At 65.6% G+C, this 14,138-nt stretch carries 13 protein-coding genes; 1 reads left to right on the top strand and 12 read right to left on the bottom strand.

What is annotated here, in order from left to right; all coding sequences use genetic code 11:
- Positions 1 to 59: 59 nt before the first annotated feature.
- The 11 genes from rfbG to ACOABP_RS26055 all read right to left on the bottom strand — a co-directional run bounded on the left by rfbG (position 60) and on the right by ACOABP_RS26055 (position 10,596).
- Entirely contained in the window at positions 60 to 1,124 is a 1,065-nt protein-coding gene (gene rfbG, locus ACOABP_RS26005; protein ID WP_474228558.1) for a CDP-glucose 4,6-dehydratase, read from the bottom strand.
- Positions 1,124 to 1,897: a glucose-1-phosphate cytidylyltransferase gene (rfbF, locus tag ACOABP_RS26010; protein WP_474228560.1), complete on the bottom strand. Its 774-nt coding sequence runs from the start codon at positions 1,895 to 1,897 to the stop codon at positions 1,124 to 1,126. The genes rfbG and rfbF overlap by 1 nt, the downstream gene beginning before the upstream one ends.
- Entirely contained in the window at positions 1,894 to 4,158 is a 2,265-nt protein-coding gene (locus ACOABP_RS26015) for an O-linked N-acetylglucosamine transferase, SPINDLY family protein (protein WP_474228562.1), read from the bottom strand. The genes rfbF and ACOABP_RS26015 overlap by 4 nt, the downstream gene beginning before the upstream one ends.
- Before the next feature lie 150 nt (positions 4,159 to 4,308).
- Complete coding sequence (locus tag ACOABP_RS26020; RefSeq protein WP_474228563.1) at positions 4,309 to 4,623, bottom strand: EscU/YscU/HrcU family type III secretion system export apparatus switch protein; 315 nt, start codon at positions 4,621 to 4,623, stop codon at positions 4,309 to 4,311.
- On the bottom strand, positions 4,620 to 5,966 hold the full coding sequence (fliK, locus tag ACOABP_RS26025; protein ID WP_474228565.1) for a flagellar hook-length control protein FliK: 1,347 nt from the start codon (positions 5,964 to 5,966) through the stop codon (positions 4,620 to 4,622). The genes ACOABP_RS26020 and fliK overlap by 4 nt, the downstream gene beginning before the upstream one ends.
- Before the next feature lie 73 nt (positions 5,967 to 6,039).
- Complete coding sequence (locus ACOABP_RS26030) at positions 6,040 to 6,369, bottom strand: flagellar protein FliT (protein WP_474230553.1); 330 nt, start codon at positions 6,367 to 6,369, stop codon at positions 6,040 to 6,042.
- A gap of 2 nt (positions 6,370 to 6,371) precedes the next feature.
- A complete protein-coding gene (fliS, locus tag ACOABP_RS26035; protein ID WP_474228567.1) occupies positions 6,372 to 6,821 on the bottom strand; it encodes a flagellar export chaperone FliS in 450 nt (149 codons plus the stop codon).
- 16 nt (positions 6,822 to 6,837) lie between these two features.
- On the bottom strand, positions 6,838 to 8,253 hold the full coding sequence (gene fliD / locus ACOABP_RS26040; RefSeq protein WP_474228568.1) for a flagellar filament capping protein FliD: 1,416 nt from the start codon (positions 8,251 to 8,253) through the stop codon (positions 6,838 to 6,840).
- A 48-nt stretch (positions 8,254 to 8,301) separates the two neighbouring features.
- Positions 8,302 to 8,682: a flagellar protein FlaG gene (locus ACOABP_RS26045; RefSeq protein WP_066741997.1), complete on the bottom strand. Its 381-nt coding sequence runs from the start codon at positions 8,680 to 8,682 to the stop codon at positions 8,302 to 8,304.
- 126 nt (positions 8,683 to 8,808) lie between these two features.
- Entirely contained in the window at positions 8,809 to 9,999 is a 1,191-nt protein-coding gene (locus ACOABP_RS26050) for a FliC/FljB family flagellin (RefSeq protein WP_474228570.1), read from the bottom strand.
- Positions 10,000 to 10,275: 276 nt separating this feature from the next.
- A complete protein-coding gene (locus ACOABP_RS26055) occupies positions 10,276 to 10,596 on the bottom strand; it encodes an RNA chaperone Hfq (protein ID WP_474228572.1) in 321 nt (106 codons plus the stop codon).
- 952 nt (positions 10,597 to 11,548) lie between these two features.
- Here ACOABP_RS26055 and ACOABP_RS26060 point away from each other — a divergent pair.
- A complete protein-coding gene (locus tag ACOABP_RS26060) occupies positions 11,549 to 13,534 on the top strand; it encodes a methyl-accepting chemotaxis protein (RefSeq protein ID WP_474228574.1) in 1,986 nt (661 codons plus the stop codon).
- Here ACOABP_RS26060 and ACOABP_RS26065 read toward each other — a convergent pair.
- A complete protein-coding gene (locus ACOABP_RS26065) occupies positions 13,531 to 14,034 on the bottom strand; it encodes a DMT family transporter (protein ID WP_474228575.1) in 504 nt (167 codons plus the stop codon). The genes ACOABP_RS26060 and ACOABP_RS26065 overlap by 4 nt on opposite strands.
- Between the last annotated feature and the right edge of the window lie 104 nt (positions 14,035 to 14,138).

The following is a 14,138-nucleotide window of genomic DNA, read 5'->3' on the forward strand; positions in this document are numbered from 1 at the left end:
AGTATGGCTGAGCGGGGCGCCGCAGCTGCGGCAGGAACCGTGCGAAGTGCAGGCGTTCGTCATGAGCAGAAAGAATCAAGTTGGGCTTCGGCCAGGGCGCGTGCCCTGCTCGGATCAAGCTGTACGCCTGCGTACCATTGAGCGGTGTGCGCCAACGCCTCGTCGAGCGTCCAGCGCGGCTCCCACCCCAGGACCTGGCGGGCCTTGGCGGCGTCCAGGTAAAGCAGGTTGGCCTCATGGGGCACGTGGCCGATCGGGGCTTCCACTTCCCAGCGCAAGCCGGGCCAGTGCGGTTGCAGACGGCGCAGTACCTGCTCCACAGGCAGGTTGTCGGACGGCGCGGGCCCGAAGTTGAACGCCGTGGCGCAAGTGTCGTCACCGGCCAGCAGGCGAGAGCCCAGCAGCAAATAGCCGTGCAGGGCTTCCAGCACGTGCTGCCAAGGGCGCGTGGCGTTCGGGTTGCGGATGTGCAGCGGGGCGCGTGCGGCAACGGCGCGTGCCGCGTCGGGAATCAGCCGGTCCACGGACCAGTCACCGCCGCCGATCACATTGCCGGCGCGGGCGGTTGCCAGCAGCACATTGCGCTCGGCCAGAAGCGCGCTGCGATAGCTGGCGGCCACAATCTCGGTGCCGGCCTTGCTGGCGCTATACGGATCGTGGCCGCCCAGCGCGTCGGTCTCGCGATAGCCCCAGAGCCATTCCCGGTTTTCGTAGCACTTGTCGGTGGTGATCACGACGACTGCCCGCACCGACGGGCACTGCCGTACGGCATCGAGCAGATGCACGGTGCCCATGACGTTGGTGGACCAAGTGTCCACCGGGTCGTGATAGCTTGCGCGCACCAGCGGCTGTGCGGCCAGATGGAACACGATCTCGGGCTGCGCGTCGGCAACCGTCTGCCGCATGGCTCGTGCATCGCGCACGTCGGCCACGACATGCGTATCCAGAACGGCGGCGACGTCGGCCAGCGTGAACAGGTTTGCCTTGCCATCGGGCGCCAGCGCGTAGCCGGTGACCTTTGCGCCAAGGCGGGCGAGCCACAACGACAGCCAGGACCCCTTGAAGCCGGTGTGGCCGGTGACCAGCACGCGGCGACCCGCGAAGCAGGACGACGATTGATCCATTACCAGCACTTCCAGGGCGCCTTGCCGCTTTGCCAGAGTTCCTCGAGCTGGGTCTTTTCGCGCAGCGTGTCCATCGGCTGCCAGAAGCCGCCATGCTCGTAGGCCAGCAGATGGCCCAGGCGCGCCAGTTCCTTCATCGGCTCCTGCTCCCACGGCGTGACATCGGTCTCGATGAGATCGATCACTTCGGGTTGCAGCACGAAGAAGCCGCCGTTGATCCAGCCGCCGTCGCCGCGAGGCTTCTCCGAGAAGCCGTGCACCATGCCTTCGTCGGTGCGCTCCAGCGCGCCATAGCGGCCGGGCGGCTGTACGGCGGCCACGGTGGCCCAGCGGCCATGGCGGCGGTGGAATTCGATTTCCGCGGTGATGTCGATGTCCGACACGCCATCGCCGTAGGTGAAGCAGAATGTCTCGCCAGGGGCCAGGTAGTTGCGCACCCGGCGCAGGCGCCCCCCGGTCTGGGCGTCTTCGCCGGTGTCAACCAGCGTGACACGCCACGGCTCTGCCTTGCGGCAGAGAACTTCCATGCGGTTCTCGGACATGTCGAACGTCACGTCCGACATATGCAGGAAGTAGTTGGCGAAGTACTCCTTGATGATGTAGCCCTTGTAGCCCAGGCAGATCACGAAGTCGTTGACGCCATGCGCCGAGTACATCTTCATGATGTGCCAGAGAATCGGCTTGCCGCCGATCTCGATCATCGGCTTGGGGCGCAGGTGCGATTCCTCGGAGATGCGGGTGCCGAAGCCACCGGCCAGGATGACGGCTTTCATGCGACTGCCTCGCTTTCTTGCTGTGCCGCGTTACGGCTTTTCTCGATCACGGCTCCCAGGTCGATCCCCAGGACTTCGAATACCGACGGCGGGGGCGATGCTTCGAGCACGTCGAGCGTCAGGCCGAACTGATCCCGCAACAGCCCGGCCAGGCCGGACTTTTCCAGGCCGGTCTCATCCAGCCATTGGGCCAGCAGGCGGTACAGCGGCAGGCCGTAGGGGCGCATGCCGATGGCCTCAATCAGCAGTTCGATGGCGTCGTCGCACTTGCCTTCCTGGTACTTGATCATCGCGAGCCCAAACGCCACCATCCAGTGGCGATACCACGTCGACGTCAAGTTCTCCAGCAGGTTGCGGGCCTTTATGTAGTCGCCTTCATGCAGGTGCGCCGCCGCGGACAGGATCAGGTCCTCGCTGCGGAACCAGGTCCCGCCGAAGAAGACACCATCTTCGCGCTCTGCAGCGCCGGCCGGCGTGGGCTTAAAGTCCTTCGTGATCTCGGTAATCTGCTCGCCGAACCAGGCGGCGAACGCGGCGGCGTCGCACATGACGCCCTTCTCAACGCGGTCGCGCAACGACATGCGGATGGCGTTGAGTCCTTCGATGTCCGACGCGAGCGCGCAGGCTATGTCCACGTACTGTTCCTCGGTCTCGCAGATCAGGTCCTGCAGGCCGGTGACGTGCAGGAACGGCGCCGAAACGCGCTGATGGAACGTGTCGCCGGCCAGGGTCACGAGTGGCACGCCCATCCACAGCGTGTCGCAGGTGGTGGTGCCGCCGGTCACCGGTGCGGTGTCCAGCGCGATGTCGATGCGGTTGTACATGACATACTGGTTCGCGCTGTCGCGTGGTACCAGGATGACGCGATCCGTATCGATGCCGTACTCGGTCATGCGCTTCTTCAGCATGGTGGCCACGGTCTCGCGATCCAGGCCCGAGGCTTCAACCAGCAGCTTGCTGGTCGGGCACTTCGCAAGTACGGCGCTCCACAGGCGCATGGTCTTGGGTCCCAGCTTGGCGATGTGGTTGCACGAACCGAACGTGATGTAGCCGTTTTCCAGCGCCGGCGTTGGCTGAACACGGTACTTGGGCTCGTAGATGGCAAGCGGGTCCCCGATGTGGGGATGGTAGGCGCAGAACAGCGGCGCGCGCAGCAGTGTCTCGGTGTAGTTGGGCTCGAAGCCGAGCGGGTCGCCAATCAGGTCGGTGACGCGGTACTGCACTTCCTTCATGCCGGTGGTGCTCGGATAGCCCAGCCAGGCCAGCTGGACCGGCGCCAGGCGGTGCACCATGTACTGCAGCGGCGAGGCGCCGGTATAGCCGCCAAGGTCGATCATCACGTCGCAACGCTGTGCACGCGCGGCACGGACCACCGCTCCCTCGCTCATGTTGTGGACGTCGTGGAACTTGTCGGCGTACTGGCGGATCTTCAGGGTGACGTTGTCGGTCACGCCAGAAAGCGAGAACAGATGCACCTCGAAGCGCGTGCGATCCAGGTTGGCGATCAGCGGAATCAGGTAGTACGCGCAGGCGTGACGGCGCAAGTCGTTGGACAGCACGCCAATGCGAATGCGGTTGCCCTCGCTGGGTTGCAGCGGCGGTGCGTTCACCGGCGTCCGCGCCAGTGTTTCCGCCCAGTCGGTGGCTTCGCGGCGCAGTTCGTCCGCGCCGATTCGATCGTCATAAAGGAGGGAGAACAGCAGATTAGCCCGGTTGACCCGTTGCAGCGGATCCAGCGCAATGGCACGACGGTTGATGGGGATGGCTTCGAGCGTGGAGCCCGATTCCCGTACCGCGGCGGCATAGTTGCCGACGACCGCGGCGTCGTTAGGCAGGAGTTCGACCGCGCGCTCGCATGCGATGCGCGATTCTTCGTACTCGGCGATGGTGAAGTGCGCATTGCCAAGGACCTGCCACAGGTGCCCGGCGTTGGGCTGCACTTTCAGTACTTCACGCAATATCTCGATGCCTGCCCGGTAGTTGCCCAGGTTGACTTCCACGGTGCCCAGCAGTCCGCCGAAGCCGGGATGCTGGGGAAAGCGCCGCCGGCCGGCGTTGGCAAGCTCGCGAGCCTCGGCGTACTGTTTCATTGCGGAAAGCGTGAGGGCTTCCAGATAGTAGGGTTCGGGAAGCGTGCCAGCGGCACCGCGCTTCGCTACCCGTGCGCGCTTGAGCGCGTCCGCATACTTGCCCTCATAGTACGAGCCCCACGCCGCCTGTAGCGCGCGGCTCGTCGGGTCCATCGTTACCTTCTTGTTCATGACGTCGTGCTCTGGTATTGAGGCTGTGCCAGCCACGGGCTGACGGATGCGAGCACATTAACAAGAGGCGTCCAGCGCTAGCGGCCGGAAAACCGGGCGGATTTGGCGCTATTTCAACGAGGACCGGCGTCGGGTGGCGCTGGAGGCGCGTCAGGCGGGGCTGGCGGCAGGGCCTATGGTGGGGAGCGCGAGAGGGGAGGCGCCGTCGTCCATCCGGTGCAGCCACGCCAGCAGTTCGGCCACGGCGACGTACAGCTGCGGCGGGATCTGGCTGTCCAGGTCCACCTGCATCAGCAGGTTGACCAGCGCCGGCGACCCATGCACGTAGACGCCGGCATCGCGGGCGCGCGTGATGATGGCCTCGGCGGACATGCCGTAGCCCTTGGCGACCACGCGCGGCGCGTTGTCGTTGGTCTGGTAGGAGAGGGCGACGGCGGCGCCGCGATCGGACGGGTGGTCGCTCATGCTGGCAGGGCGATGACAGTAGGCGTCGACGGGGTGTCCTGCGTCGACACGTTCATGTTCAGCAGCGAGATGCCGCGCGCCTCCAGCTGGGTGCGGAAATCCGCGCGGCCCTGGATCAGGCGCGCGGCGGCATCGGAATCGGTCGCGACGAAGCGGGCCTCGAGCCCCTGCGCGCCAAGTGTCAGCACGGCATCCACGCTGCCTAGCGCCGGCAGGTTCAGGCGCAGGCGGGTGCTCCAGGTGGCCGGTTCGGCCGAACCGCCGCCGGCCTCGCGGCCATGCTCGCGCGTGATTTCCCAATCCACGGGCATGCCCGGCCAGGCGTCGATCGTGGCGCGGAATTGCTGCGAGGCCAGCAGTTCGAGCTGCTGGCGCACGACACCCTCGCTGGACGGATGGATCGGCGGGCCCGCGTCGGGCTGCGCCTGGGCCGGTCCGGTGCCGTCCGGCGCGTTCCAGCTGGCGACGATAGCCGCATGCTGGGCCTGGGCGATGTGATGGCCCTGGTGCGAAATCTCGGCGGTCACCTGATAGGCATGCGCGGCGGCGGACGCATGCGCGGCCAGGCGCTGCTCGGCGGCGGGGCTCTGCGGGGTCTGCGGTGCCGTGGCGGCATTGGCGGGGCTCTGCGCGGTGTTGCCGGCATGCGGCTGGGGGTGCGCACCCTGGGCCGGCACGCCGGTGGACAGCGGGTAGATGACCGGCCGCGTCAGTTCGGCCAGGATCGTTGCGCTGGGCGGCGGCAGTGCGCTGGGTGCCGCGGGGCCGCCGTACGGCAGGAGGGCGGCAGGCGCCGGCGCGGCCGGCGAGGCCGAACCCGGCTGGCCCTGCGGCGGCGAAGCCTGGGTCTGGGCCGGATTGCGCAGCGCGGCCTGCGGTTCCTGCAGCAGCGTGGACAACGGGCGCTGGCCCATCACCCATTGCGTCAGATGCGATTCATAGAACAGCCCGCTCTGGTCGACAAAGCGTGCCAGCGCACTGGCAAGATCCTGCGCCGCGCCAGGCTGGCCCGATGGCGATGCGGCCAGCAGCGGCGAGTTCGGCCGCGCGGGCGCGGCGTCGCCGGCCTCGAACAGGTCCAGGATCGCCTTGGCGGCAAAGCTCAGCGTTTCGCGCGTGGAAGTGGTCTGGCCGGCCAGGGGCGGATCGGCACCGCCCGGCGTCAGCGCGTTGGGCTGGCGGGCCTGGACGGTTTCGCCGGTGGACGACTGCACGTCGCCTTGCGACACGTCCTGCACCGGCATCAGCGCCGCGAGCTTGTCGATGGCCAGCGCGGGACGCGATAGCTGCGGGTCCGGGGCCTGATGCGGAATCAGGCTGGAAGGAATCTGGATGCCGGTCATGGACGCGTGTCAGCGATAGGAGCGGATGCGATACGCGTCGCGCCGCTCTCTCCGTCAGCCGGAGGGCGCGCGATCAGATGGCGCCGTAGGTTGCGGAGAGTTCGAGCTTGCGGCGCGAATTGTTGAGCAGGGCGCCCAGTTCGGCCAGGCGCGGCATGGTCAGGTCGCGGATGCGGGCGTCGTAGGCCAGGATGCGTTCCAGCAGCTGGAAGCGGCGCAGGCGCTCGTTATCGGTGAACGGCGCGCTGTGGTCGAGCTGGCGGAGGCGATCCACTTCGGCCATATAGACCTTCTGCAGATCGGTCAGCGCATCCCAGTTCGACGCGCGTGCGGCGTCGAGCATCTGCTCGGAGAGCACCAGGAGCTCTTCGTAGCTGCGAACGATGGGGGACATGGCGAACATCATCAGTTGTCCTGCAAAACGGGTGTCGATGCCGCCGCCGGGTCTGCCGGCGTGGCGTCTGCGGGTGCGGCCGGATCGATGGCAGCCCATGCCGAGGAAAGGTTCTCGAGCAGGGCGTCCACTTCGGACAGCATGTCGGCGTCGCTGCGCAGGTTGGCCAGCATCAGGCGACGCGTCATGTATTCATACAGCGATTCGAGGTTGGCGGAGACTTCCCCGCCGGCCTCGTGGTCCAGCACCGCGCGCAGGCCGTTGTCGATGATGTTGATGGCCTTGGAGATCGCATTGCCGCGCGCTTCCAGCTCGCCGTTTTCCAGATGGAACTTCGCCCGGGCGATGGCCGACCGCGCGCCGTCGTACAGCATCACGATCAGCTTGTGCGGACTGGCACTCATCACTCCGGTCTGGACACCGACCTGGGCATAGGCGTTGATACCTTGGCGCGCGAACATGGCGATACTCCGATTCTTACTTGCTGCTGGACGTCAGGGCCGAGAACTGCTGCGTCAGGTAGCTGCTGGTCTGGTTCATTTGCGAAACTGCCAGGTCCAGCTGCGTGAACTGGGCGCGGTAGCGGTCCATGGTGGCGGTGATGCGGTCCTGCGTTGCGCTGTACTTGGTTTCCAGGTCCTTCAGCGTCGTCGTCAGGCTGTCGGTGGCCGCGCTGAGCGCGCCGCCGGTGGCGTTCAGGCCGTCGATGTAGTCGGTGACGGTCTTGCCCATGCCCGACGCGCCGTTGGTGCCCGAGAAGAAGGCGGTCATGCCGGTCAGGTTGTTGGCGATGGCCTTCGTCAGCTTGTCGTCGTTGACCTTCAGCGAACCCGAGTTCGAGCTGTCGAGGCTGAATTCGACGCCCATGTCGGACAGCGTGACCATGCCGCCCTTGCCGTCGGACATCGGGGTGGTCAGCATCGCGCGCATCTGCGTCTGGATGTTGCGCAGCGTGCTGTCGCCGTTCAGGGCGCCCTTGGTGCCGGAGGTGGTGTCGAAGGCCGTCAGCGTCTTGGCGGCCGTCAGCACGTTGTTGTAGGCGGTGACAAAGCCCTGCACGGCGTTCTTGATCGACGCGTCGTCACGCGTCACGCTCATGCTGGTGGTGCCGGTGCCCGTCAGTGTCAGGGTCACGCCCTGGGCGGCTTCGGACACCGTGTTGCTCTGGCTGGTGATGTCGATGCCGTTGATGGTCAGCGCGGCGTCGGCGGCCTTGACCTTCTCCTGCATGCCGCTCGGCTGCGTGGCCAGGGCCGGATCGTAGCCTACGATGTCGTTCACGGCGCTGTTGTCGGCCGAAACGCGCATCTGCGACTGCGTGCCCGTCTTGTCCGACGTCAGCACCAGGCGGTAGGGCGTGCCGCTGCCGTCATTGATGATGCTGGCCGTCACGCCGATGCCGGCCTTGTTGATCGAGTCGCGGATGCCTTGCAGCGACGTGTCCGAGCCGATCGTCACGGTCTTGGTGCTGGTCGGCGTGCCACCGGTGGCCAGGTCGGCGCCGAAGTCGATCGTGATGGTGCCCGCGCCGACTGCGGCGGTCTGGTCTGCCACCTGCTTCGACACCAGGCTCTGGGCCTGGGCCAGCGAGGTCACGTTGATACTGTAGCTGCCCGCCACGGCGGTGGTGCTGGTGGCGGCGGAGAGCACGCTGCTGTTGCCCACCGCTGCCTTCACGGCGCCGAACGTCGACGCGGTGGCCAGTGTCTTGGCGGCGGCCGAGTAGGCGTCCAGCACGCTCTTGATGGTGCCGTAGCCGCTCAGCTGCGACTGGTAGCTGGTGGCCTCGGTGTTGATCTGGTCGAGCGCGGTGTTCTCGTTCGTTTGGATCTTGTCGAGCAGGTCCTGCAGCTGGAGATTGGAGCCGATGCCGATGGAGGAGATTCCGGACATGTTTTTCTACCTGTTGTTATCGCTTCAACTGATTGGGCTTGCGGTGAATCAGACGGCGTGGCTGACGAACAGCCCCTGGAGCTTGTCGATGGCGCGCGCAAAGCGCAGCACCTCCTCGCTCGGCAACTGGCGGATCAGCTCGCCGGTTTCCTTGTCCACAACCTTGGTAATCACGCGGTGGGTGGTGTCGTCGATCTCGAACCGCAGGCCGATCGACGTGGTCTTGAGCACGTCGACCAGCTCCTCGACCGCCGCCGTCATGCTGGGCGGCGTATCGCCCGAGCCGGCATGGGCATCCATGTTCTGGGCGGCAGCCGCCGGACGAACGGCGGCAGCGGCCAGGGCCGGCACGGAGGGTGCCGGGCCAACGGCCGCGGGTTCGGCGGAAATGCGTGCCGCCGGCATGGAAACGGGTTGAGTGGATGCCATGGTCAGCTCCGTCCAGTAGGGCAGGAAGAACACTACGGTTGAAATGCTTTGCAGGCAGTGGTCTGCCTGCAAAACACTCCGGCAAAAAAACCGGGCCTTGCGGCCCGGTTTCTTGCGGCGCGGCGATTAACGCAGCAGCGACAGCACGTTTTGCGTGGTCTGGTTCGCTTGCGACAGAACCGACGTACCAGCTTGTTGCAGGATCTGCGCGCGGGTCATGTTCGACACTTCCGTTGCGTAGTCAGCGTCTTCGATGCGCGAACGCGAGGCCGACAGGTTGTTCACCGTCGTGCTCAGGTTGTTGATCGTCGACTCGAAGCGGTTTTGCACAGCACCCAGGCTCGAGCGCAGGTTGTCAACCGTTGCCAGGGCCTTGTCCAGCGTGGCCAGCGGGTTGGTCGTGGCAGCTTGCTGGAAGTCCGAAGCTTGCAGCGACGAACCGGTCAGCGTGAAGCCGGCGGTCGAACCGGTGACCGAAGCGTCGCTCGGCTTGACGGCGATGTACATCGTCATCGAGGTAGCCGTGCCGTTGCCAGCGAAGCCCTTCGAGCTCAGAGCGGCGTCGTCGGAAGCGGTCAGGCCGTTCATGCTCACTTGCACGAACCAGTTGCCCTTCGAGTCGGACACGACGGATTGCGAGTTCACCGAAGCGCCGGTGCCCAGGCCCAGAGCGCGCTGGATGTCGGCGTTGGCAACACCAGCAGCCGAAGCGGCCGTCACCGGGGTGGCGGAACCCAGGGCAGCCTGAGCCGCCGTGCTGTCGATGGCAGTCGTGGCGCCTTGCGGGCCAGCAACGCTGAAGCCGGCAACGCCCAGGGTCTTCGACGTGATTTGCTTCAGGGCGATCGAAATCGTTTCGCTGTCGTTGGCACCAACCTGGATCGACATGTTTTGATCCTTGGCCAGGACCTTCACGCCGTTGAACTGGGTCTGAGCCGACACGCGGTCGATTTCCGACAGACGTTGCTTGATTTCGTCCTGGATCGACTTCAGGTCCGACGACGAGTTCGTGCCGTTGGCGGCTTGCACCGACAGTTCACGGACACGTTGCAGGTTGTTGTTGACTTCGCTCAGCGCGCCTTCGGTCGTTTGAGCGATCGAGATACCGTCGTTGGCGTTACGCGAAGCTTGCGTCAGGCCCTTGATGTTGGCGGTGAAACGGTTGGCGATGGCTTGACCAGCAGCATCGTCCTTGGCGCTGTTGATGCGCAGGCCCGACGACAGACGTTGGATCGCGCTGTTCAGCGACGATTGCGACGTGTTCAGGTTGCTCTGCGTTTGCAGCGACAGAATGTTGGTGTTGATGACTTGCGCCATGGTACGACTCCTATTTGCAATGTTTTAGGCATTCCGGCGGGTGCCGTAACGTTGGCTGCCTGCAGTGCAGGGCGTAGAGTGCCTCCGTTGCAAAGGTTATCGACCGTGGGTGGGAAGACTTTAGAGTGACTTTTGCGCGAGTTGCGGGCGTAGCCCGATCTGGTGTATGGCGGATGCACGCTGGGCAATCCCGCCCGTTGTGGCCCTCTATATATATAGATATGGACGCGGCATGGCAGGCGGCCAACTGGTGGCCCGGCCCGCCGGCCCGGGGGCTCAGCGGCGCTTGCGGGTGCGCGGAATGAAGATGCGCACGAAATCCGGCGACGCCTCGGCGTCCAGCATCGCCACGGTGTCGGTCGACGCGTGGGCGGGCGTCACCACGGTGATGGCGCGCTTGTAGATCAGCGTCGGGGTGGGATCCTCGGCCGTACGCCCGAGCAGGATCATGTAATTGTCCGACGCCAGCACGATGCCGCTGAGGCGTGTGCCATTCGACAGATGCACGACCACCGCGGCACGGCTGGCGCTGTGCGCGGCGAACTGCAACTGCTGCAGCTTTCTGCTGGGTCTGGGAGCCTTGATTTCCTTCTTCACAACTTCTCCGGAAGAGCCCGCGAGGGTTCTGGCGGCTGACAACGGTCCGATGACCAGGCATGTTGAGCGGCGTCGCACTAAAAGTGACGTCCGGTGCAGCCTGATCGCGGCGAGAATTGAAACATTCGCTCTCGGAGCCGGTGCAGGGACATGACGACATGATTGCAGCGGACAGGCGTTTCAGAAAAGTGAAGAACGCTGCCCGGCTGCCCGGTTTGGTCGTCTCTGCCAGGAGAGAAGGGGAATACTTCAGGCGGGAGAGTAACAAAGTTTTACAAGCGTTGACGAACCCCCTGCGGGGCTGGGCCTAGAGGATTTGCTCTATTTAATCCGTTGATGCTTTTTTGTGATTCGTGTAGCACTTACCGTTACATCGCGGAACGAAAAGACCGGCGACTCCGCCACAACCCGCGCCAGCTAAAGGTTTCCGGGAAGCGTCCGTAATTCATCGATAAGTATAAAAGTGACTCTCTCCGTCACTTTTGGCATACGAGTGCGCTACGCGTTACACCTGCTATCAGGGAAATCCCTGATAGAAGCGCGATTTACACCTCATGTAAGCAGGTTTATATTCGCGGTTCGGGGCCCGGGTACAGCCGGTCCCTGCTATGCAGTCCTGAAAGCCTACGAGCACCCCGCGCGTGGGCTTCTTTTTTTTGAGCCCGCGTCCTTCGCTGCCATCCGCCGTTTTGCCGGCGACTGCCGCGCCCGCCCATTTGCGGCGGGATCGAAGTGCGTGGAGCAGATTAGACGCCATGCGCTGCCCCCCCAATTTGTGGAAGAGCAGCGACTTTCCCCCCCATTTCATTTATTCGCTCAAGTGCGTTGTGCGCCCTGCCGTTACCCGGCCGTGCGACGCCCCTCTTCGGGCGAATGCAGCTCGTACAAATACAACCGGACAGACGAAAGGTACGAACAGATGGGCTTGCGGAAATTGGGTATCGGCGCGCGGATGTCGCTGGCATTTGCCGTGGTGGTGCTGTTGCTGGCCATGGTGGCCACAGTGGGCGTCAGGGCGCTGGGCGGCATGAACGATGCGATGCATCAGGCCGTGGAACAACGGTTGCTGCGTGTGATGGATCTGAAACTGGCGAAGGAGCAGGTGCTGACGATCGGCATCCTGGTGCGCGACGCCGCCCTGACCGAAGACCCGGCACTGGCTGAACAGAATGCCGGGAAGATCGGCAAGATCCGCGAACAGGTCAGCGCCACGCTGGAAGACCTGGGTAAGGTGATGCGTACATCACCAAGTGCCGATTCCAGGGCAAGGTTCGAGGAATTGATGCAGGTGCGCGCCAACTACAACGGCCAGCTCGACCTCGTCATGCAGCAACTGCGCGGCGGCGCCTTCGACGGCGCCCGTGCCGGGCTGGTGGTGACGCTGCCCGCGGCCCAGGCAGCGTACTTCGAAAGGCTCGACGGCGCTGCCGAACTGGGCCGCAAGATGGCAACGGCGGCGGTCGAAGAGGCGTCGGCGCAGTATGTATTCACGCGCAACCTGCTGATCGGCATGTCGGCGGCGGCGGCTGTCATTGCCGCGCTGTTGGGCATGGGGCTGGCGCGCTCGGTGACGCGCCCGGCCCACCAGGCGCTGGATGCGGCCGAAGCGCTGGCGCAGGGTCAGCTCGGCCATGCGATCCAGGTGCGCAGCCAGGATGAAATGGGCCGCATGCTCGGCGCGCTTGAGCGTGCCTTCGGTCAGCTGGGCACGCTGGTACGTGGCATCCAGCAGGCGGCCGGTTCGATCGATACCGCCGCCCGCGAAATCGCCAGCGGCAATACCGATCTGTCGCAGCGTACCGAAGAGCAGGCGGCCTCGCTGGAGCAGACGGCGGCATCGATGGAGCAACTGACGTCGACGGTGCGCCAGAACGCCGAGAATGCGCGGCAGGCAAACCAGCTTGCCGTCAATGCGTCGGACGTGGCTACCGAAGGCGGTCGCGTGGTGCGTAGCGTGGTGGATACGATGGACGGCATTTCGAAGTCGTCAGCCCGTGTATCGGAAATCATCGGCGTGATCGAGGGCATTGCATTCCAGACCAATATCCTGGCGCTGAATGCTGCCGTGGAAGCGGCTCGCGCCGGTGAGCAGGGCCGTGGCTTCAGCGTGGTGGCGGCCGAAGTCCGCAGCCTGGCGCAGCGGTCGTCGTCGGCGGCCAAGGAAATTGGCGAACTGATCAATGGATCGGTGCGCCAGGTGCAGGACGGCGCCAGGCAGGTGGAAGTGGCCGGCAAGACGATGGACGATATCGTGACCGCAGTGCGCCGCGTGACGGACATCATGGGCGAGATCTCGTCGGCCAGCGAAGAGCAGACCGCCGGCATCGAACAGGTCAGCCTTGCCATCACGCAAATGGAAACGGTGACGCAGCAGAACGCCGCGCTGGTGGAAGAGGCCAGCGCCGCCGCCGAAAGCCTGATGCAGCAGGCCGGTGGCCTGGTGACCGAAGTGGCGCGTTTCGACCTGGGGCAGGGCGGCAGTGCCGCCGCTGAACGCGCCGCCGGGCGCCTGTCGACGCCGCGCGTGACGATGGTGGAAGTTGTCAGTCCCGCACGCGCCATTGCCGCAAAGCCAGCCCGGGCACTGCCCGCGCCTGCAGCCGAGCCGGCAAGGCGTGCCAGGACCGGCAATCCCGCCCATTCCGCCAGTCCCGCCAGGAAGCCCGCCAAGCCGGCGCCGGCCGCATCGGCCCCGGTCCCGACCCGGACCCCGGCCACGTCTCGTGTCGCCGCCGTGCCCGCCGCAGCCCGCCCGCCCGTGCAGCGCAATCCCAAGGCCGAGCCCGTGCTGTCGCGCCAGGCGGCCAAGCCGGCCGCGGCGCGCTCGCCGGTCACGCATCAGCGCAAGGAACCCGTGCTGGGCACGCCGGCTCGTCGTCGTCCTGCCGCCGCACCGGCGCCGGCGACGGCCGATACCGGCGACTGGGAGACGTTCTAACCCTGGTGATTGCGTAGCGAGGCGGCGTCGGGAGCGGAGCCGCCCGCCTGTGCTGCCGTACCGGATGGTTGCCATTGCATGACTGCCATCCCGGCCAGCACCAGTCCCACGCCGGCCACGCGCATCCACGTGGCGGGCCGGCTGGGCAGGCCCACCAGCCCCAGTTGATCGATCAGCAGCGAGGCCAGCATCTGGCCGGCCACCACGCCAACGATGAAGTTCGCGGCGCCCACCCGGGGCGCCAGCACCAGTGCGGCGGTGATGTAGATCACGCCGAACACGCCGCCAATCCACTGCCACCATGGCCCGTGCAGGGCACCGGCCAGTGCCGGCGGTGGCGTGCGCATCCACCACAGCACCGGCAGCACCACCAGCAAGCTCAGCAGCAGCGACAGCACCGTGGCCCACAGCGGATGGCCCAGCGACCGGCCCAGCGTGGCATTGGTGCCGGCCTGGAACGGGATCATGGCGCCCGCAATCAGCGCGATGCCCATCGGCATCCTTTTCGACGACCCCCTGCTGGTGCGGCGTGATGCCGGCCTGGTGCTGACAACACGGGCGTGCGAACTGCTGCCGCCGCTGGAAGACGCACTGAGCCAGCTCA

It is taken from the genome of Cupriavidus sp. HE11 (genome assembly GCF_056097175.1).

What these genes read in the sequence shown, in the direction of transcription:
- rfbG (WP_474228558.1), bottom strand. Translation starts at nt 1,124, where the DNA reads ATGGATCAATCGTCGTCCTGCTTCGCGGGTCGCCGCGTGCTGGTCACC.
- rfbF (WP_474228560.1), bottom strand. Translation starts at nt 1,897, where the DNA reads ATGAAAGCCGTCATCCTGGCCGGTGGCTTCGGCACCCGCATCTCCGAG.
- ACOABP_RS26015 (WP_474228562.1), bottom strand. Translation starts at nt 4,158, where the DNA reads ATGAACAAGAAGGTAACGATGGACCCGACGAGCCGCGCGCTACAGGCG.
- ACOABP_RS26020 (WP_474228563.1), bottom strand. Translation starts at nt 4,623, where the DNA reads ATGAGCGACCACCCGTCCGATCGCGGCGCCGCCGTCGCCCTCTCCTAC.
- fliK (WP_474228565.1), bottom strand. Translation starts at nt 5,966, where the DNA reads ATGACCGGCATCCAGATTCCTTCCAGCCTGATTCCGCATCAGGCCCCG.
- ACOABP_RS26030 (WP_474230553.1), bottom strand. Translation starts at nt 6,369, where the DNA reads ATGTTCGCCATGTCCCCCATCGTTCGCAGCTACGAAGAGCTCCTGGTG.
- fliS (WP_474228567.1), bottom strand. Translation starts at nt 6,821, where the DNA reads ATGTTCGCGCGCCAAGGTATCAACGCCTATGCCCAGGTCGGTGTCCAG.
- fliD (WP_474228568.1), bottom strand. Translation starts at nt 8,253, where the DNA reads ATGTCCGGAATCTCCTCCATCGGCATCGGCTCCAATCTCCAGCTGCAG.
- ACOABP_RS26045 (WP_066741997.1), bottom strand. Translation starts at nt 8,682, where the DNA reads ATGGCATCCACTCAACCCGTTTCCATGCCGGCGGCACGCATTTCCGCC.
- ACOABP_RS26050 (WP_474228570.1), bottom strand. Translation starts at nt 9,999, where the DNA reads ATGGCGCAAGTCATCAACACCAACATTCTGTCGCTGCAAACGCAGAGC.
- ACOABP_RS26060 (WP_474228574.1), top strand. Translation starts at nt 11,549, where the DNA reads ATGTCGCTGGCATTTGCCGTGGTGGTGCTGTTGCTGGCCATGGTGGCC.
- ACOABP_RS26065 (WP_474228575.1), bottom strand. Translation starts at nt 14,034, where the DNA reads ATGCCGATGGGCATCGCGCTGATTGCGGGCGCCATGATCCCGTTCCAG.